General features: G+C 44.4%; 22 protein-coding genes. 1 reads left to right on the top strand and 21 read right to left on the bottom strand.

Going from position 1 to position 22454, the window contains the following annotated elements:
* Nucleotides 1–45: 45 nt before the first annotated feature.
* The 20 genes from AC0J20_RS00745 to AC0J20_RS00650 form a co-directional block, all read right to left on the bottom strand.
* Complete coding sequence (locus AC0J20_RS00745) at nt 46–1176, bottom strand: acyl-CoA reductase (RefSeq protein WP_473020221.1); 1131 nt, start codon at nt 1174–1176, stop codon at nt 46–48.
* A 64-nt stretch (nt 1177–1240) separates the two neighbouring features.
* Complete coding sequence (locus AC0J20_RS00740) at nt 1241–2305, bottom strand: LuxE/PaaK family acyltransferase (RefSeq protein WP_473020220.1); 1065 nt, start codon at nt 2303–2305, stop codon at nt 1241–1243.
* Entirely contained in the window at nt 2298–3656 is a 1359-nt protein-coding gene (locus AC0J20_RS00735) for an AMP-binding protein (RefSeq protein WP_473020219.1), read from the bottom strand. Before AC0J20_RS00735 ends, AC0J20_RS00740 begins: the two co-directional genes overlap by 8 nt.
* 22 nt (nt 3657–3678) lie before the next feature.
* On the bottom strand, nt 3679–4428 hold the full coding sequence (locus tag AC0J20_RS00730) for an SDR family NAD(P)-dependent oxidoreductase (protein WP_473020218.1): 750 nt from the start codon (nt 4426–4428) through the stop codon (nt 3679–3681).
* Nucleotides 4429–4437: 9 nt separating this feature from the next.
* A complete protein-coding gene (locus tag AC0J20_RS00725; RefSeq protein ID WP_473020217.1) occupies nt 4438–4677 on the bottom strand; it encodes an acyl carrier protein in 240 nt (79 codons plus the stop codon).
* Complete coding sequence (locus AC0J20_RS00720; RefSeq protein WP_473020216.1) at nt 4674–5228, bottom strand: GNAT family N-acetyltransferase; 555 nt, start codon at nt 5226–5228, stop codon at nt 4674–4676. The genes AC0J20_RS00725 and AC0J20_RS00720 overlap by 4 nt, the downstream gene beginning before the upstream one ends.
* Nucleotides 5225–6256, bottom strand: coding sequence for a UDP-2,4-diacetamido-2,4,6-trideoxy-beta-L-altropyranose hydrolase (pseG, locus tag AC0J20_RS00715; RefSeq protein WP_473020215.1), 1032 nt, complete (start codon nt 6254–6256; stop codon nt 5225–5227). Before pseG ends, AC0J20_RS00720 begins: the two co-directional genes overlap by 4 nt.
* Complete coding sequence (gene pseI / locus AC0J20_RS00710) at nt 6253–7323, bottom strand: pseudaminic acid synthase (RefSeq protein ID WP_473020214.1); 1071 nt, start codon at nt 7321–7323, stop codon at nt 6253–6255. Before pseI ends, pseG begins: the two co-directional genes overlap by 4 nt.
* Nucleotides 7324–7325: 2 nt before the next feature.
* Entirely contained in the window at nt 7326–8303 is a 978-nt protein-coding gene (locus tag AC0J20_RS00705) for a glycosyltransferase family 9 protein (RefSeq protein ID WP_473020213.1), read from the bottom strand.
* Nucleotides 8304–8314: 11 nt separating this feature from the next.
* Nucleotides 8315–9007 carry a pseudaminic acid cytidylyltransferase gene (gene pseF, locus AC0J20_RS00700; RefSeq protein WP_229529499.1) on the bottom strand — a complete coding sequence of 231 codons (693 nt, stop codon included), beginning with the start codon at nt 9005–9007 and terminating at the stop codon, nt 8315–8317.
* On the bottom strand, nt 9004–10149 hold the full coding sequence (gene pseC, locus AC0J20_RS00695) for a UDP-4-amino-4,6-dideoxy-N-acetyl-beta-L-altrosamine transaminase (protein WP_473020212.1): 1146 nt from the start codon (nt 10147–10149) through the stop codon (nt 9004–9006). Before pseC ends, pseF begins: the two co-directional genes overlap by 4 nt.
* A complete protein-coding gene (pseB, locus tag AC0J20_RS00690; protein WP_473020211.1) occupies nt 10146–11144 on the bottom strand; it encodes a UDP-N-acetylglucosamine 4,6-dehydratase (inverting) in 999 nt (332 codons plus the stop codon). The genes pseC and pseB overlap by 4 nt, the downstream gene beginning before the upstream one ends.
* A gap of 52 nt (nt 11145–11196) precedes the next feature.
* Nucleotides 11197–11508 (bottom strand): hypothetical protein, encoded by a 312-nt coding sequence (locus AC0J20_RS00685; RefSeq protein ID WP_473020210.1) that lies wholly within the window; start codon nt 11506–11508, stop codon nt 11197–11199.
* Nucleotides 11505–11936, bottom strand: a complete 432-nt coding sequence (gene fliS / locus AC0J20_RS00680; RefSeq protein ID WP_229529503.1) for a flagellar export chaperone FliS — start codon at nt 11934–11936, stop codon at nt 11505–11507. The genes AC0J20_RS00685 and fliS overlap by 4 nt, the downstream gene beginning before the upstream one ends.
* Nucleotides 11937–11952: 16 nt before the next feature.
* On the bottom strand, nt 11953–13461 hold the full coding sequence (gene fliD / locus AC0J20_RS00675) for a flagellar filament capping protein FliD (protein WP_473020209.1): 1509 nt from the start codon (nt 13459–13461) through the stop codon (nt 11953–11955).
* 12 nt (nt 13462–13473) lie between these two features.
* Entirely contained in the window at nt 13474–13926 is a 453-nt protein-coding gene (locus tag AC0J20_RS00670; RefSeq protein ID WP_473020208.1) for a flagellar protein FlaG, read from the bottom strand.
* Nucleotides 13927–14005: 79 nt separating this feature from the next.
* Complete coding sequence (locus AC0J20_RS00665) at nt 14006–14830, bottom strand: flagellin N-terminal helical domain-containing protein (RefSeq protein ID WP_473020207.1); 825 nt, start codon at nt 14828–14830, stop codon at nt 14006–14008.
* A gap of 1630 nt (nt 14831–16460) precedes the next feature.
* Nucleotides 16461–17291: a flagellin N-terminal helical domain-containing protein gene (locus AC0J20_RS00660; RefSeq protein WP_229529507.1), complete on the bottom strand. Its 831-nt coding sequence runs from the start codon at nt 17289–17291 to the stop codon at nt 16461–16463.
* 356 nt (nt 17292–17647) lie between these two features.
* A complete protein-coding gene (locus AC0J20_RS00655) occupies nt 17648–18472 on the bottom strand; it encodes a flagellin N-terminal helical domain-containing protein (RefSeq protein ID WP_229529508.1) in 825 nt (274 codons plus the stop codon).
* Between the two features lie 611 nt (nt 18473–19083).
* Nucleotides 19084–19908 (bottom strand): flagellin N-terminal helical domain-containing protein, encoded by an 825-nt coding sequence (locus AC0J20_RS00650; protein ID WP_229529509.1) that lies wholly within the window; start codon nt 19906–19908, stop codon nt 19084–19086.
* 306 nt (nt 19909–20214) lie between these two features.
* On the opposite strand from AC0J20_RS00650, the gene AC0J20_RS00645 reads away from it, so the two are divergent.
* Nucleotides 20215–21210, top strand: a complete 996-nt coding sequence (locus tag AC0J20_RS00645; protein ID WP_473020206.1) for a hypothetical protein — start codon at nt 20215–20217, stop codon at nt 21208–21210.
* A gap of 11 nt (nt 21211–21221) precedes the next feature.
* Here the strand turns inward: AC0J20_RS00645 and flgL are convergent, their stop codons facing one another.
* Nucleotides 21222–22430: a flagellar hook-associated protein FlgL gene (gene flgL, locus AC0J20_RS00640; protein WP_473020205.1), complete on the bottom strand. Its 1209-nt coding sequence runs from the start codon at nt 22428–22430 to the stop codon at nt 21222–21224.
* Nucleotides 22431–22454: the final 24 nt, after the last annotated feature.

The following is a 22454-nucleotide window of genomic DNA, read 5'->3' as shown; positions in this document are numbered from 1 at the left end:
GGATTAACACACTTTATTTCAGTATCGACCCATACTCAGGATTGTTTAGGTACGTAGCTCAATCAATCTTGAAAGTTGCCTGAGTACATCAAAACCATCCCAATACTCGGAAAAATTAAGCGCCTGGCCTACTGGCACCAGACGATCGACCGCTGGCCCCTGGTACTGTGCGACACAAGTCTGAAGCTCATCAGGGTGAAATCCGAAATGACTCACAGTCTGACAATGAGCCGGTATCCGGTCAAACAGTTCAGCTAATTCATCAACATTATATTCATACAAAAAGTTTTGCGCCGGATGCCAGTCAATATAGTTTTCCTCCAACTTGTGAAGTTTAACGATTGAAAGGGGATCTGCTTCTATCAATTGATTATCTCGATGTTGAGCTAAAAGAAGCTGCTTGGTCACCAAATGATTATTACTCCTGGATGGCTCACTGACCTGTATTTTGGCTCGCGATGCTAACTCAGTATATAACTGCTGCTTAAGTCCCTCGGGGCTATTACAAAAAACTAGTATCTTAGGAGACGAACAGGCGGCTTGCTGAAAGGTGTTCATATCTCGCCAAAGCAGCTCCGCCAAGGTTTCTATTTCCTCAGACGTTTTGCCCTGCATTTGCAAAACTGAAACCGAAAACTTATCGGAAAAAGCGATATCTTTACACTGGGGTAGTGTCGGCAGCCTACGGATTCGTGCCACAGTTTCGTCTCCGCCCCATATCATTCGGGCCTGAACCTTTTGGGATAAAATGGCAGATACACGACTTTCCTGCGGCCAGGTGGCGATAATGTTTCGTTGTGCAACATTCTCAAACTCTGGTCGGTTTAATAGCTCACTTATTACGGTTAAAAGTCGCTGCACCGCTTCTGTCGAACGCGATGGTGTTCGCACAATGTTATTGTTACCCACTACCAGGCTACACACCCAACTATACACGAACATGGTGTCAACATTTCCTGGGGCAATATGTAAAACACTGCCCAACGGCTTAATAAACAAGTTGCTGGAAGCAGTCTCCAGAGAAAAGTACTGTTGCTGCAGTCGCTTGATGTTGCTGGCACGAAGCCAGAATCCGAGTGATGTAATTTCAGGATAACTCTTACAGGCGGCTTCGGTCAGTAGCGCACCAGATAGTGCGTTGATAAACGCAGTAGTTTCTGCTGAAAAAGCTGGCAAACAAGGTACCTGAATTACTTTTTCCGCAAGCTGTACAGTTCTATCATTAATAATATGGGGGAGCTTATTTTGCGGTATCACTACACCCCCTCACTTCAGTTTTAGGCAGTCTCCCTAGCACCTCAAAGTATTTCCCCTTACGACCACAGAGACAATCATCAACCCCCAATACCGAGCCAAGATCTTCTGTTAATAGTGAATTTCCAGGATAACTACCAGGAACAATAGACAACACTTGTAGCAGCCCTGGACTATTATTATCTATAACCTTGAGCGTTTGCGGATCCCGCACTACCACATCGGCATAAATGGGGGCATGCAAATGCCCCGCTTCACATTCAACAAAAATTGAACCTACCTGTTCGGCCATGCCATAGAAATTATGCACTTTTTCGATGTTGAGTGTATTGCGGCAGACGAGCTTAAATTCCTCGTTACTGACTTTTTGTGCTTCCAGTTTTTTCCAACCTCCGCTGTGCAGCAATATGCCACCACTAAGATTGAGTTTTACAGCATTGTTGTTTAATGCCTGAATAAAATGCTGCCACACCATAAAGGTAAAGCCAAACAATAATACCGGCTGGTTTTTATGCGTTTCAGCAAAAGCTTGTACTACCTCTATGTTTAGTGACATATCTTCATTTAAAGCATATATCGGCTGTCGACCAAACATAGAAAGCCCCTGAATACCAGCTCCCCGGGCAGAGTAACTATCCTTACTTTTAAGCACACCGGGATGATCTATGATCAGCATTGGCATTCGCTTTTTGCCGATAAAATCCTGGAGCACTTTAACCAGCACTTTTGACTGACGCCGACTGGTATCCTGATCCAATATGACCTTTGCCGGAGTCTGACCTGTCGTACCAGAGGAATACAGGATTTTAAACACCTGCTCCTGGGGAATGCTCTGCAATGTCAGATATTTAAACAACCTGACCGCCAAATAGGGGAAATCTTCAAGACTATCCGTTGAAGCATCTGAGAACAGGTTGCTATAAGCTTCACAATGTTGAAGGTGATGATGATGCAGACTGGTTAATGTTTGCCGCATTTTTATCTCTTTATCTGCCTGGTTTAAGGCAAAGGGATTCATTTCAAACCAGTCTTCAGGAATTAACTCAGACATTGCCCTGACTCTCTTCAAATAACTGTTTCAGAGCCGGATAGTCCGTTTTCTGATTAGCGTTTACCGGAAAACTATCCAGTTTCATTACCTTGATAGTACTGACATGAAGTGTCAATGCTTTGCTCAGAAAATTCCTGACTTCGTCTGCTTCACCAGAAATAATAGCCACATAAAGCAAATCATCCTTACCGGTTACCTTGGCAGATACATCATTCGCTTCCAGAACTTTTTCCACCTCATCCAGGCTGATGCGCAAGCCAAACACTTTTACAAATCGCTTTATTCGACCTGTAATAAAATAATCACCATCACCATCTTTACGGGCCAGGTCACCGGTTTTAAGTTTTGATTGCGGTGCAAAAGAGGCTAACTCTGCTCGTCCACTGGCGTATCCCAGCATAACATTAGGGCCTTCGTATACCAGCTCCCCTTCCCCTTCGATAACGGGCGCACCACTATCGTTTATCAGAGTAAATTGTCCACCAGGAATGGCTCGCCCAATCGCCCCCGTTTTTTGGCGAAGCAGTTCAGGATCCAACCAGGCCATTCTGGCCGTAGCTTCAGTTTGGCCATACATCACATAAAATGGCTTATTATACTTTCCTGACCAGTCAGCAAACAATTCCAGGATTTCGTGTTTCATGCGTCCACCGGCCTGAGTTAAATATTTCAGATGTGGGTATTTTTTTTGATGAAAGCGCAATTTTGCCAACATTTCATAGGTATAGGGCACTCCGGCCAAACTGGAAATCTTGTGTTCTTTAAGCAGTGTCCAGAAATTTGCACTCACAACGGAATCACTATTAAGTACGCAACAAGCGCCCTTTAACAAATGGGTATTAATAACTGATAAGCCATAGGAGTAATGACAGGGTAACGTGGTAATGGTGATATCTGAGTCCTGTATCGGTAAATACTGTGCGATCGCATCAGCATTGGCCTGCAAGTTATCGTAACTCAACACCACCTGTTTTGCCGTACCCGTGCTGCCTGAAGTAGACAACAAAATGGCTACCCGAGGGTCTATTTCTGCTTGTGTGTATCCGGTTAGGTGATAATCGGCCTCCCGAATTAGCATATGAGGTTGAAATTCAGTTGCCAGCTTCGCCAATCGGGCTTCATCAATATCCCGTTGCAGCAACATAACCGGTACTTTTTTCTGCAGGCAAGCCAGATAGTTAACCACAGTATTGAGGGTATTGCTGCATAACAAAATAGCCAGTTCACCTTGCCCTGGCAATTTGTCCTGCGCTTCCTCAATCAACTGCTGAAGCTGGGAATAGGTATAACAAGTCTGCTCAACGACGAATGCAATGCGCGGATGATATTCGGGAGGAAACTGCCAATACATAAAGACTCCGGTTGCCACACCATTAGGGCAGTGTCAAAGCGCCGTTGACGCCTATGTCTTGACCTGTGATATAACCAGCATCCTCTGACAATAAAAAACGAATACTTTTTGCCACATCGCCAACCGTAGCAAACCGATTTAAAGGGATTTGCGCCAGCAATGCCTGTTTTTTATCAGCAGGGTAATGCGCCGTTAAGTCAGTTTCCACAAACCCAGGTGAAACAGTGTTTATCCTGATTCCAACAGCACCCAACTCTTTGGCCGCTGACAGGGTCAGGCCCGCTAAACTGGCCTTACTCATAGCATAGGCCGACTGACCTTTGGCCCCCTGCTGGGCAACGATTGAGCCCACATTGACAATGCTCCCTTGCCGATTTCGGGTCATCAGGCGTGTTGCCAGCTGAATATGTTCATATACTGCTGAGACATTAATATTGAACAAGTTGTTCATGTCCTTTTTCGCTGTCATGGCGATTGCCTGTTCAACCATAATGCCGGCATTGTTCACCAGGCCGTCCAGTCTGCCAAATTCCGACTGGATTTGCCTGAATTGCTGTTTAACAGCATCACTGTCAACCACGTCGTAGTGCAACCAATGTAATCGGGCAGTATCGCCGTCTTCAAATGAATCGCGCAATTGTTGAAATCCAGCTGCTGTCCGGCAATTAGCCAGTACTGTCGCGCCGGATTCCAGACAACATTTAACTGTTGCAGCGCCAATACCGCGCGATGCGCCGGTAACCAGAACTATTTTATCTTGCAACAAAGACATAAGCTTAAACTAAAACTGAACTTCGTATCGGGTCAATATTTCCTGTGCTTTAGCCACAGAGCTCATGTCAATGATGTCATCGGTATCTAGCATCACATCGAATACTCCTTCAATTTCTGCGATCAGTATCATATGTGCAGTTGAGTCCCATTCAGCAATAGTGTTATAGGTTAACTCAGGTGACACCTGATTGAGCTCAATGTTAAGGGTTGAAGCGAATGCCTGAAAAAGCTTTTCCTGATTATTCATTTACGCTGTCTCGAAAGTAAGTTTTTTAATGTGCCTGTCGATTGGATATAGCGCTCTCGCTCCAGGGCAATAATTGTGTATTCTCTATCCTTATCGACCTCGGCATAGCCAAGTTTACCATTGTAACTGAGTGCCGCTGAATTTTGGCTTTTAACTTTAGCCGTCACCTGGTTCACTTTTAGATAATCAAAACAATAATCCAGTAGCACTAACGATGGGGCAAAAGCCAGAATGTTAGAACGATAGCGTTCATCTCCAATATAGATACCAGGCTCCAAAGTTATCGCTTCAGTGACCGGCTTGCCATCGCATGATTTTATATTTGCCGCACCAATATAATCAGCGCGGTATTGAATGATAAAATGCTGTTGATCTTGCCGCTCACTGATATTCTGAAACCAGTTTAATTGTTGCTGCTCATCGATAATTTCACCGGATACCATTTGCTCACGGACAAAATCGGAGTTACGCCACTGCCGCAACAGCTCCAGATGTGGCTTTTCTATCGGCAACATATTCACGCCATAGCCAGAGAGTTCGTTACGCATCATTCAATCTCATGTAATCCGGCCAGCTGATCCAGTAGTCTTGCGGTGCCCTGCATATCACGGTGTTTTTCAGCCTGTTGATACATAGTTTGCAATAGTTCAGGTTTTGACCACAAAGTATCGGCCAGCTCAACAACTTCAGAAATTGCTATATCCTGTCTGAAATCAAAGCTCTGGCACCAGCCCTGCTGTTCAGAGGCCTTTGCAGCATTTAACTGATTATCCGCCACAACCAACAACAATGACGGACACTGCATCGCCAACAATTCAAATTGGGTAGACCCGGCTGCAGAGATGGTTAGCAAGCTATTGGAAAAAACAGAAGCCAGGTCCTGGCAATCAATCACCAACTGAACACTTATCTGCGCTTTCTGAACATAGTTTTTAATCTCTGCCAGTTGGTTGTTGTCGCTGGTCGCTACCAGGCGAACAGGCATATTCACATTTCGCTCATTTAATGCTTTTAAGAACAACAATGAAAGCCCTTTTACATCCGTGCCGCCCATCACCAGAGTCAATGATCGTCTGCTTGTCAGAGATAACGGCAGCTCGCTAAAAAACTCCTGTCTCAGCAAACGAAATTTATCCCCCAGACAAAGCTTAGCTTTGGGCGCAGTTTGCTCGTAATTCAATGCTTTAGCCCCACCGGCACTATTGATTATCAAGCTGACATTAAGCGTACCGCGATCATTGCAATCATCAAACAAAACTGTACTGCCTGGTAATTCAGACACCTGATTAATAAAGCTGGCGGAGAATTTGTAACTATCCAGTACGATTAAATCATCATTTGTCACAGTCACATGCTCTTGCAGCCATTGGAGTTGCTCAGTTTCAGATAAACCAGATGGGATTTCCTGAATCATAAAGCGCCAGTCATGCCGCTTCATACAAAAGGGAATTGTTTCAGCACAGACAACAAAAACACATTCGACATATTGCTCAGACAAGGCTTGCGCCAGCGCCATGCAGCGCATCAAATGGCCCATCCCCGCGGTTTCTGAAGCCTCTGTTAAAAACCAGGCTTTCACGGTTTGTCCACGAATATCCAGTCCATTGCCTGGCCTTTTTGCAAGTCACATTCAGCTGTTTTACCCAATATTTCATTAAAATATTTAGGTGCAAGCCCCATAGCAGGTCTGACAATTTTTAAATTTTTCCGGGTGAACAACTCACCTTTTTTAATGTTCTCACTCACATAAATTGAACGTCGATAACGCTTTGAATTTTGCTCAGCGAGCGTGCCACCATAGGTCACTTCACCTTGTGCCTGCCAGGCCCGTTGAGTCTCTTCAGCCAGTAATTTAAATTCCGCAGGCTCCAACGAAAATTCAGCATCTACACCACCAGCATTGCGATCCAAAACAAAGTGTTTTTCGATTACGCAGGCACCCAATGCAACACTGGCTATAGCCACCCCGATTCCACGAGTGTGATCAGACAAACCGACCGAACAGCCAAATCGCTTCTGAATATCGGGCATTGTCACCAGGTTGGTGTTTTCAGGCGTTGCCGGATAGGTACTGGTGCATTTTAACAGCACCAGCTCCCTGCACCCATGAGCGTACGCAGTATCTACTGCCTCTTCTATTTCCTCCAGAGAAGCCATGCCCGTTGACATGATTAACGGCTTTTTCTTGCTGGCAGCACAGGCTATCAAAGGGATGTCAGTTAATTCAAAAGAAGCGATTTTAAAACAAGGCACACCAAGCCCATCTAAAAAGTGCACAGCGTCTTCATCAAAAGGAGAACTAAACGCCAGTAAGCCTTTTGCCTGAGCATGCTCAAACAAGGGCTTGTGCCATTCGTAAGGCGTAGCGGCTTTTTGATACAAGGTGTGCAGTTTTGCCCCGGCCCATAAGCTGTCTTTTTCGCCAATCACAAAATCGCTATGATCACTATCCAGTGTCATGGAATCAGCGGTATAGGTTTGCAATTTGATAGCGTCAACACCCGCCTCGTGCGCGGCGTCGATCATCGCAAGCGCAGTATCGAAGCTTTGACTGTGATTGCCGCTTAACTCGGCAATAATCAGTGGTTTTCCAGCGCCGATACTAAAATGACCAATTTGAAACTGTTGTTTAAATTGTTTGGCCATACTCAATCTGCTTTTTCAAAAAGTGACAACACACTCTCAGTTAATTCTTTCGCAGGGATTGGGGTTGCGGACCGTTCTGTAGCATAATCAGGCATCAGTGTCCTTGCATCTACTTCGCCAACAATCACCAGACTTGGGCAGTTTACTGTCGTCGCTAACCACTGCGGCGCCGAGGGCACGGTAATCAACAGGTCACTGCTCTTCAGCATAGCCAGCGTCTTGCGCATAGACTGCGAGCCATCAAAGCCCGTCCAGACATGAAACCCCGCCTTTTCCAGCGATTTTTTCAGTTCCTCCCCAAAGGGATAACTTCTCTCTACGGTTCTGGCATCAGTAGCTAATGCGATAACCATCTGCTTTTTCTTAATTTTGTCCAGCGTATGGTTGGCTTCAACATCGATGCTCATATTCATTTCAATGTCAGCAAAACCACAACACTGCCTCAGGTAAAATTCCGGATAGCCAAAATCGGGGACAGTGCCAAATTCCCACCAGGGGGTATGCCAGCGCGCCATACCAAAGAAGGTACTACTCATATAATTTGCCGGATCGTGGACATAGTCATGTTGCAAGGTTTGCTTATCCAGTTGGTCGATAAGGTCTGCCACCGAAATTGACATGAAATTGCCCTGCAGGTTTTCTCCGGCATCTTTCAGGAAGCGGGCCAAAAAACAAGGCATAAACCAGGTATCCAGATTAATAATCTGTTGATACTCTGTGCCGATTATCTTTTCAGCCAACATCAAAAAGCGTTCCATGGCGGGGATGATATTATCCGGCCATTCCGCCTTTTCCATTTTTATAATTTTGACATCTGGCTCAGCCAGCTGAATTACGTCAGCGCCCGCTGAAAAAGTTAACACTGAAATTTCAGCCTCGGGATATCGGGATCTGATATAACGAATGGCAGGAATACCGATGCAGGTGACATCACCTAATCCGAGCATCCTGATAATAAGAATTTTAGCGGGATCAGCCACTTGTATGCTCCTTAACGATCCTGAACATAAGCGCGATACATTAGCTCCGCCCTTATCCAATCTTCTTGTGTATCAATATCTTGAACTAAATGCCGGGGTAATACAACGGGATAACTGTTTGCCGAAAATACGACTTTACCCGATAACCAGGACTCTCCCTTCCCCCAATAAAACTGACCGGCATCGTGATACACCTCTTCCAGATCCTGCGAGCGCTTGTTGATAAATTCCGGCATCATAGGTTTTACCCCGGCCGCATCCTTTACCAATGCTCTTTGTACCGGGAAAGGAAAAGTAGTCACTGAAAACGCAAAATCTAATCGCTCATTGGCTTCCAGAGCCTCCAGCCCCTGTTTAAGGTAAGATTGTTCTATAAATGGTGCAGTCGCATAAATGCAGCACACATATTCAGGGTTAAAAAAGTGCTCACGGCAATATTCGATGGCGTGATTGGTAACCGGACGTGTGCCAACAATATCATTAGATAAGTGCTCTGGTCGTAAAAATGGCACTTCGGCACCGAGAGATAAAGACAAGGCTTTAATTTCTTCACAATCGGTAGACACGATAACCTTGTCAAACAACTGGCTGTTAATGGCTGCTTCAATGGAGTAATTAATTAAAGGCTTCCCGGAAAATAGCCTGATATTCTTCCCCGGAATTCGTTTACTTCCACCTCTTGCGGGTATGACTGCAAGCTTCAAACTAAAACCTCTTTTAATGATGCAACGACATAATCCTGTTCGGATTCTGACAAGTCCGGATAAAGAGGCAAAGTTAATGCCATTTTGTAATATTGTTCAGCAATCGGGAAGTCACCTGCATTAAACCCTAATTGCCGATAATAAGGTTGCAGATGAATAGGAATGTAGTGCACATTGAGTGCAATCCCCCTTTCACGCATCATATTAAACACTTGTTTTTTATTATGATGCTGCAGTTCCACCACATAAATATGCCAGGCTGATTGAATATGTGCATAAAAAGCCGGCAATTTGAGCGGAAGATCCGCCAATAATTTCTGATAGCGTTCAGCCAGCTTTTTGCGCTGTTGGATAAACTCATTCAACCTGTGTAACTGAGATATACCTAAAGCTGCCTGAATATCACTCAGGCGATAGTTAAATCCCAAATTTTGTTGCTCGTATTCCCAGGGCTCACCAATAAACTGCGAAAAGGAAGAAACATCACGAGTGATGCCATGCTTTGCAAAAGAGCGAGCAACAGCAACTATCTGCTCGTTATTAGTCATCAGAGCACCGCCTTCCGCGGTAGTAATCGATTTCACCGGATGAAAACTGAAAATACAGCAATCAGAATATTTGCAGTTGCCCACCGGCTCATTTTCGAAACTCGCCCCCAAAGCATGAGAGGCATCTTCGATAATGGCAATGTTAAATGGTTTGAGGATTTCGCTTATCAGCTTCATTTCACAGGATAACCCGGCGAAATGCACCAGTATTACCGCCTTTGGCAAACGCCCACGTTGTTTTGCCTGATACAATTTGGCTTGCAAGGCTTGCGTGTCGATATTTCGACTGTCAACGTCAATATCGACAAAGTCAATTTCTGCGCCGCAATAAAGAGCACAGTTTGCCGAAGCAACGAAAGAATTGGGTACAGTCCATACAAGATCTTTTTCCCCAATATTCAGAGCCAGACAGGCGATATGCAATGCTGATGTACCGCTATTTACCGTTACAGCATGTGCCGCTCCGGTATATTTGCAGAGCGCCTCTTCGAACTCCAGACCTTTAGCACCTTGTGTTAAATGGTGATTTCGCAATACATCACAGACCGCTTCGATATCGGTTTCTATGATGTTGTGTTTTCCATACTGGATCATGAGTTTTCTTTGTTGAGGCGAATAATTTCATCATGGCTTAAAAAGTGCGGGTTAGTGCCCGAATTGTATTCAAATTTATCGTCAACCGGCTCGCCAGTTTCCCCCAACTTGTTTTCAGCATAGTTAATGTCTTTGTCAAAAAAGATAATGGGTGGTGTAATGACGTAGTGATCGTGAAACTCCAGTGAATGATGCGCCACTTCTTCTGGCACCATGACTTCATGTAACTTTTCCCCAGGCCGAATACCAATCACGTCAAACTGCTCGTTACCGCTCATGGCATAGGCCAAATCAGTAATCTTTACTGAAGGGATTTTCGGCACAAATATCTCACCACCACGCATGCGCCTGAAACTCTTATCTACAAAAGCAATCCCCTCATCCAGGGTTATCCAGAAACGGGTCATTTCGACGTGTGTAATAGGAAGTTCAGAAACCCCTTCCTTTAGAAGTTTTTCGTAATATGGAACAACGGAGCCCCTTGAACCAACCACATTACCATAGCGCACCACAGAAAAACGCGGCCCCTTGGCACCACTAATGTTATTGGCCGCGACAAACAACTTATCAGACGCAAGCTTAGTTGCCCCATAGAGATTGACCGGATTCGCCGCTTTGTCGGTAGAGAGGGCAATAACGCGATTAACATTGGACTCAATCGCAGCATCAATCACATTTTGTGCACCGTGAATATTAGTCTTGATGCATTCATTCGGGTTATATTCTGCAGCCGGTACCTGCTTTAGCGCGGCGGCGTGTACCACATAATCCACATCACGCATCGCTGCCTTAAGGCGCTCTTTATCGCGAACATCACCAATAAAATAACGCATGCATTTGGCATCGTACTTCTGCTGCATTTCAAACTGTTTGAGTTCGTCCCGGGAGTAAACAATAATTTTTCGAGGCTTGTATTTTTCAAGGAGATGGGACACAAAACGGTGGCCGAAAGAACCTGTACCACCGGTAATTAAAACGCTCTTACCATCAAACATAAGATACCTTTAAACTTGACCCAAACGGATTATTGATGGGCAACTTTTATAATTATTTTTTGTATTTTTTTACAGCTTTGCGATTTCGTAAAAAGCCCACCAGAACGTCTTGTTGCTCATTCTTGAGGCCATTAACAAGAGTAGTCAGTTCGTTGTTAGTTCGCAAGAGCTCTTGCAATAACGTTTTATCTGCCGCAGCGTTATCTTGTAAAAAACTGACGATAAGCTTTTCCCGGGCCTCGACGACTTCCTGCAGTTTTTCAGCATCCAGCTCCTCTGCCATTAATACTGACTTAATGGCATCGGAGTTTTGTCGGAGCGACTCCGGCTCCCGGTCAGAAAATTTAGGTATGTTTGTCTTCAAACTGCTGCTTGGCGTTTTTGACGCTGAGCTTCGTATGCTTCCTGTTTGGCAGATTCAGGAATTTCAGCCCAGGCATTCTTAATAGGTAGCATGAGGTTAATCACTTCATCCATGATCTTCAAGCTATTCTGAATATTGGCGTCTGTTAAACGGCGGATCATATAATCATACAAAGCATAGAGGTTTTCGCCTACTTCACTTTTCACTTCTAAATCAATGGTATCCCGCAGATTCACCAGGATTGATGTGGCTTTGGACAAATGCAAAGCCTTTGATTCAAACTCCTTGCGTTCGATACTCCCTTTGGCCATGGCAATTTTTTCCAAAGCCCCCTGCATCAGCATCAATGTGATTTTATGAGGATCGGCGGTTGATAAGTCCTGTTTTAAACTGCCTTTCTTATAAGCCTGTATACCTTTTAAACCCATTTTTCACCTTTACCACTTAAATTCCGCCCAATGCAGCAAACAATGCATTACCGGTATTATTTAATGAAGAAACGGTTTTATCCAGCGCAATATATTTATTACGTTGGATTTGTTCGAATGATAACATTCTTAACTCAAATGCTTCGCGCTCGTCCGCCAAAAGCTCTTTTTCATCTTTCAGCTCTGATTCTCTGTCTCGTAGTAAACCACCAAACGTGGTGTACTCGTAGAGAAAATCGTACAACGTCTTCGCTACGCCATTATTGCTATTAGTAAAGACATCAGCCACTTCATCGAAGCTGTCCTCTAATGCATCATCCAACCGCTCTTCGCCGCTGCCAATGCCAAATTCATCTACGGCACTGATTTCTAACTTACCATCATCATCAAAGGATAAACCAAAGTTAAAAATACTGCCCAAATTATTACCAGAAACACTGGTCGTCAAAACATTGGCGATCCCATTCTGCAATCCCCGTACCATAAAATCACCCGCTAACGCACCATCGTCTTCCAGTTCGGATTCACCATAGCGTGTCAATCGGGTTATTTCATCGATTAGTGAATTATAGCTATCGATGAAATCCTGAATCTTAGATTTAAGACCTTCTTTATCGTTACCGATAGTCACCGATGAAGCAGCAAAACCGGTGGCGGTACTGGCATCAGTTTCTGACACTTCAAAAGCTTCGAATGAAACGTTCGGAATAACATTCTCAAACTCATTAGTACTGCTTTCAACCAGAATGTTGTTCACATAAGCCTGAGCGTTAACCGCTGCTACAGGCGCATTGGTGCCGGCATTTGTACTCAGGTCCTGGTCGGCGGCCAGCGCCGAAGAATGGCTGGTCACCGAGGTAAGTTCTGCAGCGTCACTGTCATTGACAATGCGCAGGTCATCACCGTTACCAGTAATCAGAGACTCGAAAATAATCTTGGGACCTGATGCAGTGCCGGTGTCCAGTAAGATCGCATTAACCAGCTTGGTGGTGCCGTCGCTTTGAATATTGTCTTCGGAATTGTTGATGGCACTGACATACTGCTGCAATGTCATTCCCGACGTCACGTCAACCGAGAAACTATCGCTGGAAGTGGCAAAACTGAAGGAAACCGTAGTATCTGCACCGGTATACAGGGTATCCGTCGTGGACGAAAACTCGCCATCAGCAGTACGATATTCGGTACCTGCCGCTAATTGTGCGACAGAAATCTTATAACTCCCCTCCAAAGCACTGGTGGACGCCTCCACCGTAAATGGACCGGTTTCACCTTCTTCGAGAGAAGTGGGATGATCTATAGTGGGTTCACGAGCGTTCAGGTTGTAGTTGTTTTTCAACTCTTCAACCGCATCCTGGAACTCGTCCACTTTAGATTTTAATGAACCTATAGCAGAAATAGTGGCATCCAGAGTTTCTTCACGTTCATTTAAACGCTCTTCTTTGGGAGCTCGCTCAGCTTCTATCAACTGAGTAACCAGATCATCAAGCGCTAAGCCTGAACCAACCCCTAAACTCTGAATGCCCATGATTTACCTCTACTAGACTTCTTTGCTAAACAGTACTCCTACGGCCTCACCCACATCAGACTGTAACCCTCTGATTCGGTCTGACAATGCCAGTACCTCTTCCGAAGGAATTTGTCTGATCAATTCTCCCGTATCCGAATCTGTTACCTGTACGATTGAACGATTAGAGTCATCGTTAAACGAAAAGTTTAGATTCGTTCTTTGAGACTGCACAAAATCTCTGACTTCAGATACGGCATTTTCAATGTCCTGTATCGAAGCATTTTCACCTTCACTATTGTTATCGACCTGAGAATTTGAAACATTAGGCACTTCGCGAAAATTTGAACGACTGGCGGCGCGACTTTCACCACCATTTGCGTTGTCACTTTCGGCCTGTAATTCCTCTCGGCGTCTTACAACAGCGGGCTGTGTATTTTGTGCCAGATTAGCATTAAAACCTGATTGTGCTAAATCAATTTCCATCTTTCACCTCCTGTTAGGTAAAAGCGATTGCAATCCCGGTTACCGGCATTGCAATCAGGCAAAATCAATACAACAGCAACTATCCTAACAATGCCAAAGCCGTTTGCGGACGCTGATTCGACTGACTCAACACCGACACACTGGCCTGCTGGATAATTTGATTTCTGGTTAAGTTTGCTGTTTCAGAAGCAAAATCAGTATCCTGAATACGTGAACGTGCGGCGTTCAGGTTTTCACTGACACTGGCCAGATTTCGAACTGTTGACTGAAAACGGTTCTGCAAAGCACCTAAAGAAGCTCGTTGCGCACCTATTGCAGAAATCGCTGTATCTATCGACGCTAATGCACCCGATGCACCAGCTGCAGTAGAAATATCCACTGTGCCAACTCCCAGACCTGATGCACCAAAACCACCAGAACGGGAAAGATTTACTGCAATACTTTGACCTGCATTTGCGCCGACCTGGAACGTTGCAGAAAAGCCACCATTCAGGATATTAACATTCGCAAATTGTGTATCAGTACCGATGCGCGACAATTCTGACACCAACGCCGCTACTTCCTGTTGCAAAGCGGTTCTGTCTGCAGAAGAGTTAATACCATTTTGCGACTGAATGGCCAACTGACGAATTCGTTGAAGTGACGTTGTACTTTCGGTCAGTGCACCTTCAGCTACCTGGACCAAAGAAATCGCATCGTTGGCATTTCGAACAGACTGATCAATACCCTGAATTTGGCTGGTTAATTCTGCAGAGATTTGCAGACCCGCCGCATCATCGGATGCCCGGTTTATACGAAAACCGGAAGACAATCTTTCGAATGATGTGTTTAATGCTTCATTTGAGCTAAATAATTGACGTTGCGCATTTAATGACGAAACGTTTGTATTTACAAAAATACCCATGTTATACCTCCTGAGAACCAATTAACTATAGAGAGAGCCACTGGTTCGCCTACTTTTGTCAGTCGAGAGTGCTGACGTTAAACTTGTTTTGCCCTTAGTGTTTCGACCTCACTCGAAACCTTAAAAACAAAACCCGCAATACCCCTCAACAATAGGTATCGGCAATCTCTTGAGGTTCTTTAGAAATTTTTTTATTTTTTTTAAAGTTTTTTTAAACAAAACATAAACCATTGTTTTAATTAATTTTTTCTTGCAAGAAAAAATAAGACTATGCGCTGGTTTGGGGAGACATATCTTATTTGGTTGCCTGGGACAGACAGAATCCAGAACTTAAATCCGGTTAAAAATTTACAAAGATTTAAATTTTGGCATGGGATGTGCTTTGTATTCAGCAAGTGACAGATATCACTCAATTGTTCAAAGTTTTGACACAGATGATGATGTTACATGAAGAGATATAAAAACAGCCAGGTCATAAGACCTGGCCAAATTGCTCACGTTAGGAGAACGAGCAATAGGGTTTTGTCGCCCGACTACAGGATTTGGGAAGGAATACTGGCCTCTCAACCATACTTCTACACTCTCGATCCTGTTAGTCGGCGTTTTCACTGATTTTTATAGTGTTATTTTTTCAGTGAAACAAAAACCGGATTGTATATCGGATTTTAAGCCGATGGTGACACCTGATGCCGGACTGAATCCTGGCTTGCAGCGTGCCGTTATCGGTATGATTACCGATGTTAGAGTTTGTCGCCCGACTGCGGGATTTGGGAAAGAATACTGGCCTCTCAACCATACTTCTACACTCTCGATCCTGTCAGTCGGCGTTTTATATTTATTATAGGTCAGAATTTAGGTCAGCACCGTGGCTTGTTAAATTTCCCGTTGCCTAAATGATTCGCCCCTGTATTTGTTGTTTTGTCGGAATATGTTCCGATGTTAATGTTTGTCGCCCGACTGCAGGTTTGGGAAGGAATACTGGCCTCTCAACCATACTTCTACACTCTCGATCCTGTTAGTCGGCGTTTCCTGAGGCGGCCTCTCATCTCCTACCCTCATTAAAAACGCTACCCTGGTTACTCAGTGACACGTCAGGAAATCCATTAATTTTCACTGCGTCAATGCTATGTCACCTGATTCAGTTGCCTGAAAACGAATAATACTAAAAAGCTAAGCCGGAAGTTAAAAAGGTATAAGAGCCATACTGTTTTAAACTTTCAAAAGCGTATTTTCGCTCAACTTTTATCAGTGCTTTTTATATGTAAATTCTACCCATTGGATTTACATATAAAGATTATTCGCGAAGCCCCGTATTTTGCACCTCCTCTTTTGTGATAATTTGTTGTTGTCGACCGACTTTTACTGTCAAAAGTTATCAAATTCTTTAATCTTGGCACAGTTACTGCTTTATAATTATTGTCAGTTAATTTTTTGACTGACAAATAGCTGGGAAACTGATTAACAAAGTCCTATGCTATAGAGTGAGCGAAAGCTCTTCGTCGACTTGCGGGATTGATGGCCTATACCTCAATACCTCACACTACCTCCTGGCGTTGGTCTCGTAAGTCGGCGACTTAATCTCTTCCCTGAGATTGAGGGTTCAAAAGCGAGCTTTCTTATCTACCTAACTCTATCCCAGTAAACTTAGCGCAGATTGTGGTCTTTGGTTAGCCTGTGACAGAACCGTTGTACTGGCCTGTTGAATGATCTGATTACGTGTCAGCTCGGCAGTTTCAACGGCAAAGTCAGTGTCTTTGATCCGTGATCTCGCAGCAGACAAGTTTTCAGATACGTTTGCTAAATTACGGATTGTTGACTGGAACCGATTTTGTAAAGCACCCAGCTCTGCACGTTGCGCACCAATTGACGAGATGGCCACATCAATATTGGATAGTGCGGCAGACGCATTGGCGGCACTGGTTATATCAACTGTGCCCACGCCCAGACCAGAGGCACCAAAACTTGCGCCATTGGCTGAAGACAAGTTGACAGATATTGTTTGTCCGGCATTAGCCCCCACCTGAAACTGTGCAGAGAAAGTTCCCGACAATATATTGTTTCCGGCAAACTGAGTATCCGTGGCAATTCTGGATAACTCGGCGACCAGCGCCGTCACCTCTTGTTGCAGGGCGGTTCTGTCTGCTGATGAATTAATACCATTTTGTGATTGAATTGCCAGGGTACGGATACGCTGCAACGCGGTAACCGACTCAGCTAATGCACCTTCAGTGGTCTGCACCAGAGAAATCGCATCGTTGGCATTGCGAACAGATTGATCCAAACCTTGAATCTGGGTGGTCATTCTGTCAGTGATCTGCAGACCGGCGGCATCATCAGCAGCCCTGTTGATACGAAAACCCGAAGATAAACGCTCAAAAGATGTGCTAAGTGCATTACCAGAGTTAAATAACTGACGTTGTGAATTTAATGATGAAACATTGGTATTTACGAATAAACCCATTTTTTTTCTCCTAACGATTTTAATATTAATTTGAGCGTTTGCTCGTTTGCTAAGTAAGGTGTTTTTGTTGTTCTTTACTTAGCTAGGCCCGGCTTATTTTTGTTTTTGATTGCTCAGTGCCTTTGCCTATGTATCGTCAGTACTAAATTTTTCCTTTAACTTTTTTTTGACTATTTTTTGTTTATTTTATTTTTCCCTTTATTTTCAATACGTTAACCCACACATAAATGTCACTTTTTTGACGCGAAATTCTCATTAAATCACCGACACAAAAAAGCCAGCACGTTGGCTGGCTCTTTATTATTCTTGCTCAAAAAGTTCTCACACTACCTCCTGGCAAGATATCCTTTTTTAGCTTATCCCAACAGAGATAACGCTGACTGAGGACGCTGGTTTGCCTGCGCAAGTACCGAAGTACTGGCCTGCTGAATAATCTGATTCCGTGTCAGATTTGCAGTCTCAGTTGCAAAGTCAGTATCTTTGATACGCGACTGAGCACCAGACAGGTTTTCAGAAACCGTGCTTAAGTTACGGATAGTAGACTGAAAACGGTTTTGCAGAGCACCTAATGAAGCACGCTGAGCACCAATTGTAGAAATTGCTGTATCAATGGCAGTTAGCGCACTTGACGCACCCGTAGCAGTAGATATGTCGACCGTACCCACACCCAAACCCGATGCACCAAAGCCACCTGAACGTGACAGGTTTACACCGATAGTTTGACCCGCATTGGCACCAATCTGGAAAGTGGCAGAAAATGAACCACTTAAAATATTGTTGCCCGCAAAGTTGGTGTCAGTCCCGATTCTGGACAGTTCAGCTACCAAAGCGGTAACTTCCTGTTGCAAAGCCGTTCTGTCCGCAGAAGAGTTAATACCATTCTGAGACTGAATTGCCAGCGTACGAATACGTTGTAATGAAGTTGTCGTTTCTGATAATGCACCTTCAGCGGTTTGCACCAGTGAAATGGCGTCATTAGCATTACGAACAGATTGATTAAGACCTTCGATTTGAGACTGAAAACGATCAGTGATCTGTAAACCGGCAGCATCATCTGCGGCGCGATTGATACGGAAACCTGAAGATAAACGTTCAAATGAAGTAGATAACGCGTTACCTGAATCAAACAGCTGACGCTGAGCGTTCAGTGAAGAAACGTTGGTATTAACGAATAAAGACATGAAGTCTCTCCTACACTCTCGATCCAGCTATATTGGGTAAATATAGATCTGGGATCTGACCTGTGGAACAGGTCTAAAAGTTTAAAACAACAACAGCTTTAAATATGGGTAATATCATAAAACTGTTGCACTGGCTCTCTCACATAAGGTTATCGCCTGCAGTTCTTAAACCTTGAACAAAAAATGACATTTTTTTTAATCTTTTGTATTTAAAGACTTTTATTGAAAAATCACCGTAAAAATAGCGAGCCAAGGAAGGATTATTCACGGCAAGGATGAAAACCCAACGTACCGCTGTGGTTACCTGTGTTATTCCGTGGAACATAGCAGAATGGAATTTTTTGAGTACTAATAAAAGACGAAAAAAGCCGAAGCATTTATGCTTCGGCCAGCTGCCCGGACGTTAGGAAAAGTGAGCAAAACTTTGGAAAATGTGCCTCTGTAATGCAGCATTCGCTCATCAGAACAAAGAAATCACATTTCCTGCAGGACGGCTAATTTCCGACCTTGTATTCTTTGTGGCTCGGAATGCATACCGACAACACAAATCACAATCAAAAATAGCGGGCGGGCTATTAACCCACCTCGGATACTCAACCCACCCTGGATGATTAACCCAACAGTGACAGCGCTGATTGCGGACGCTGATTAGCCTGTGCAAGTACCGTGGTACTGGCCTGCTGGATAATCTGATTACGCGTCAGGTTAGCTGTTTCAGTAGCGAAGTCCGTATCTTTGATACGTGAACGGGCACCGGACAGGTTCTCTGATACATTACTCAGGTTACGGATTGTAGACTGGAAACGGTTTTGCAAGGCACCTAAAGATGCACGCTGTGCACCGATGGTTGAAATAGCCGTATCAATTGCAGTCAATGCACCTGAAGCACCCGTAGCTGTTGAGATATCAACTGTGCCGACACCTAAACCTGATGCGCCAAACCCACCGGTACGGGACAGGTTAACACCAATAGTTTGTCCGGCATTGGCACCAATCTGGAACGTCGCGGAAAAGCTACCACTTAAGATGGCATTGCCAGCAAATTGTGTATCGGCACCGATTCTTGATAATTCTGCAACTAATGCGGTAACTTCCTGCTGTAAAGCGGTTCTGTCAGCAGATGAATTGATACCGTTTTGAGACTGAATGGCCAAAGTACGAATACGTTGCAATGACGTGGTGGTCTCGTTTAACGCGCCTTCAGCAGTTTGTACCAGTGAAATCGCATCATTGGCGTTACGCACTGACTGGTCAAGGCCCTGAATTTGTGAGGTAAAACGGTCAGTAATCTGTAAACCGGCGGCATCGTCTGCAGCGCGATTGATACGAAAACCGGAAGACAAACGCTCAAATGAAGTTGATAGGGCGTTGCCTGAATCGAATAATTGACGCTGGGCGTTCAATGAAGATACGTTAGTATTTACAAATAAAGACATTTGTCTCTCTCCTACACTCTCGACCCGGATCAGCTTGTGAGGTATTTGGGCTTTACCGGTGACTGTCGTCGTACAGTCAAATCGTTAATATTCAACAATCACCCGTTTATTGGTTTTATTAAGTGATTGTCACTGGCTCTCTCACTTAGGGTTATCGTACTGGTAAAAATTTCCTTGAAGGTTTTTTGTACTTTTTTGAGAAATATATATAAAACAGTGACTTGTAATGTTGAATTTAGTGGGTCAGCCGAGCTGAAAACTGGCGTGCGGAAAAACACAATCAATATTCCCGCTTAAGGCGATAAATTGTTACTATCCGCAAAAAACAAATTTATCGCTATGCATTACACCGTTACTAAAATCTCAGGCACAGCCACTCACAGCGCTTTCACGGATCTTTGTTTTTGGCGGGGACATCTGTATTGCTGTTTTCGGGAGGCGTTAAATCACATCAGTAATGATGGCCACATTGCTATTCTGAAACTGGACCTAGAAGGTAATGTACTGGCAAAAGATACGATTCGCGAAGTGTCATCTGATTTACGCGACCCTAAATTATCAGTAACACCACAAAACACCCTCATGCTGCTGGCCTATCAACGCATCTTTGATGCCATGGGCAAGCACCTTCACAGCCAGCCGCTGGTGTATCAATCTGCTAATGGAAACAGTTGGTCTTCGAGAACAACATTGGGCCACAAAAATTGGTGGCTTTGGCGAATGCGCTGGCATCAGCAAAGACATGCAACCAGCTCAAAAACGCAACACCAGGCCTTTGGCTTTGCCTATAATCGCGCAGCGAACAGTGTACACCTGTATTCCGGTGATCCTGTCGGTTCATTTCACATTCATCAGCCAGACGTGTTGAGTTTAGAAAAACACAAACTGGGATACCCAAATGAAAGTGATTTGTTTTTCTCCAACAATATCGCCTGGGCAATTGTGCGCAGAGATGCCGATTCCTGCAGCGCACAATTAGGTTATTCAAACTGGCCCTTTAAACGGTGGCAATGGCACGACCTTGGGTTTTATCTGGGTGGCCCTTGTATGCAGCCCGGTGATAACGGGGAAGTGTGGCTGGCCGGCAGAATCTGGCAAAACCAACGATTCTCAACGGCATTGTTACGATTAAACCTGAAGGATAAACAGCTCAGGAAAATAACCACACTACCATCGGCTGGCGATAACAGCTATCCGGGATTGGTACTGCACAACAAGACTCTCTTTTTGTCTTACTATTCCAGTCATGAAGATCAAAAAAGCCAGATTTATCTGGCTCAATTTGAAGTCAAAGATGAGTAAATTACACTGACTTATATATAATCAAACAGTGATAAATTAGTTACCCGTCCGAAGGTTTGTTGCGCCGCCTGCAAGGCGGTTTCCTGTTTACTCAGCTCTGAAATTGCTTCAGCGTAGTCTACATCTTCAATTTTAGAACGGGCATCTTTGTTTGCAATTTCAAGGTCCAGATTAGACTCATAAACAGAAGTGGCAACCTTTACACGTCCACCTATTGTAGCCACGGTGTTAGACACTTCCTTGAGACCATTGTCCAGTCCCACCAATGCATCATTTAGCGCTTCAGAGAGGGCGTCACCACTGACTGTTGGATCATTTAACGCTGCTACAATTTCATCCAGCGTCACAGCCAGGTTTTTCTTTTCCGGCTGAGATAAAGTAAATTCCACGGTACTGGCAGCCCCACCGGTAACCGTAAACTCAACCCCTTTAAAGGTAAAGGGCTCACCCGAAGTAAAATTAAGGGTAGTTGCGTCCGGATCGTCAAAGGTTATCTGATTCCCGGCCCCATTCACTGTACCGGTGAAAACGTTATTTGCGGCGGTAACCGCATCATAATTAGCTTTGTGAAAATTATCGAACTCGCCCTGTTGAATAACCTTTACACTGGCATTCGCTGTTCCACCGGTAACGGTTCCGGTTAATCTCGCCAGCACATTCTCAAAAACATCTTTGCCAGAATCACTGCCCGCAACCGTGACATTATTGGATAACTGCAACTTGTTTTGCCCGTCATCCCCCTGAAACACATAGCGATTTCCGGTGGCGGTTGCATTGTAAACAAACGCCGGAGAGTCAGACTGATTACCGGCAAAAATGTAGTTTCCGTTGGCATCCTGACTGTTCATTAAATCAAAGATTTCGTCGCGGATCTGTGCCAGCTCACCAGCGATAGCGGTGCGGTCTTCGTCGGTATTAATACCATTACCCGCCTGCACCACCAGCACTCTGGCTCTGTTGGCTGAACTGGTGACATTACTGAGTACCGCTTCTTCCTGCGACAGGGAATTTTGTAAAAGTGTATTGTTGCGATTGTACTGAGTGATCTGATCTAACTCTTCAGTCAGACGCAACACACTGGCAGCCCCCACAGGATCATCCGATGGGGTAATCAGTTTTTTGCCGGTAGATAACTGCAACTGGGTTTCAGATAAACCGATTTGATTATCAATCACGCCATTGATGGCCCGATCAAATATTTGGTTGTTCGATATCCTCATGACATTCTCTCCACGATGATCAAT

This window comes from Planctobacterium sp. R6 (genome assembly GCF_055755215.1).
This window is presented reverse-complemented; position numbering and strand designations above follow the sequence as displayed.

Bases quoted from the DNA above. Each gene is read 5' to 3' on its own strand.
- AC0J20_RS00740 (WP_473020220.1), bottom strand. From the start codon at position 2,305: ATGTCTGAGTTAATTCCTGAAGACTGGTTTGAAATGAATCCCTTTGCC.
- AC0J20_RS00735 (WP_473020219.1), bottom strand. From the start codon at position 3,656: ATGTATTGGCAGTTTCCTCCCGAATATCATCCGCGCATTGCATTCGTC.
- AC0J20_RS00730 (WP_473020218.1), bottom strand. From the start codon at position 4,428: ATGTCTTTGTTGCAAGATAAAATAGTTCTGGTTACCGGCGCATCGCGC.
- AC0J20_RS00725 (WP_473020217.1), bottom strand. From the start codon at position 4,677: ATGAATAATCAGGAAAAGCTTTTTCAGGCATTCGCTTCAACCCTTAAC.
- AC0J20_RS00720 (WP_473020216.1), bottom strand. From the start codon at position 5,228: ATGATGCGTAACGAACTCTCTGGCTATGGCGTGAATATGTTGCCGATA.
- pseI (WP_473020214.1), bottom strand. From the start codon at position 7,323: ATGGCCAAACAATTTAAACAACAGTTTCAAATTGGTCATTTTAGTATC.
- pseC (WP_473020212.1), bottom strand. From the start codon at position 10,149: ATGATCCAGTATGGAAAACACAACATCATAGAAACCGATATCGAAGCG.
- pseB (WP_473020211.1), bottom strand. From the start codon at position 11,144: ATGTTTGATGGTAAGAGCGTTTTAATTACCGGTGGTACAGGTTCTTTC.
- fliS (WP_229529503.1), bottom strand. From the start codon at position 11,936: ATGGGTTTAAAAGGTATACAGGCTTATAAGAAAGGCAGTTTAAAACAG.
- fliD (WP_473020209.1), bottom strand. From the start codon at position 13,461: ATGGGCATTCAGAGTTTAGGGGTTGGTTCAGGCTTAGCGCTTGATGAT.
- AC0J20_RS00670 (WP_473020208.1), bottom strand. From the start codon at position 13,926: ATGGAAATTGATTTAGCACAATCAGGTTTTAATGCTAATCTGGCACAA.
- AC0J20_RS00665 (WP_473020207.1), bottom strand. From the start codon at position 14,830: ATGGGTATTTTTGTAAATACAAACGTTTCGTCATTAAATGCGCAACGT.
- AC0J20_RS00660 (WP_229529507.1), bottom strand. From the start codon at position 17,291: ATGGGTTTATTCGTAAATACCAATGTTTCATCATTAAATTCACAACGT.
- AC0J20_RS00655 (WP_229529508.1), bottom strand. From the start codon at position 18,472: ATGTCTTTATTCGTTAATACCAACGTTTCTTCACTGAACGCTCAGCGT.
- AC0J20_RS00650 (WP_229529509.1), bottom strand. From the start codon at position 19,908: ATGTCTTTATTTGTAAATACTAACGTATCTTCATTGAACGCCCAGCGT.
- flgL (WP_473020205.1), bottom strand. From the start codon at position 22,430: ATGAGGATATCGAACAACCAAATATTTGATCGGGCCATCAATGGCGTG.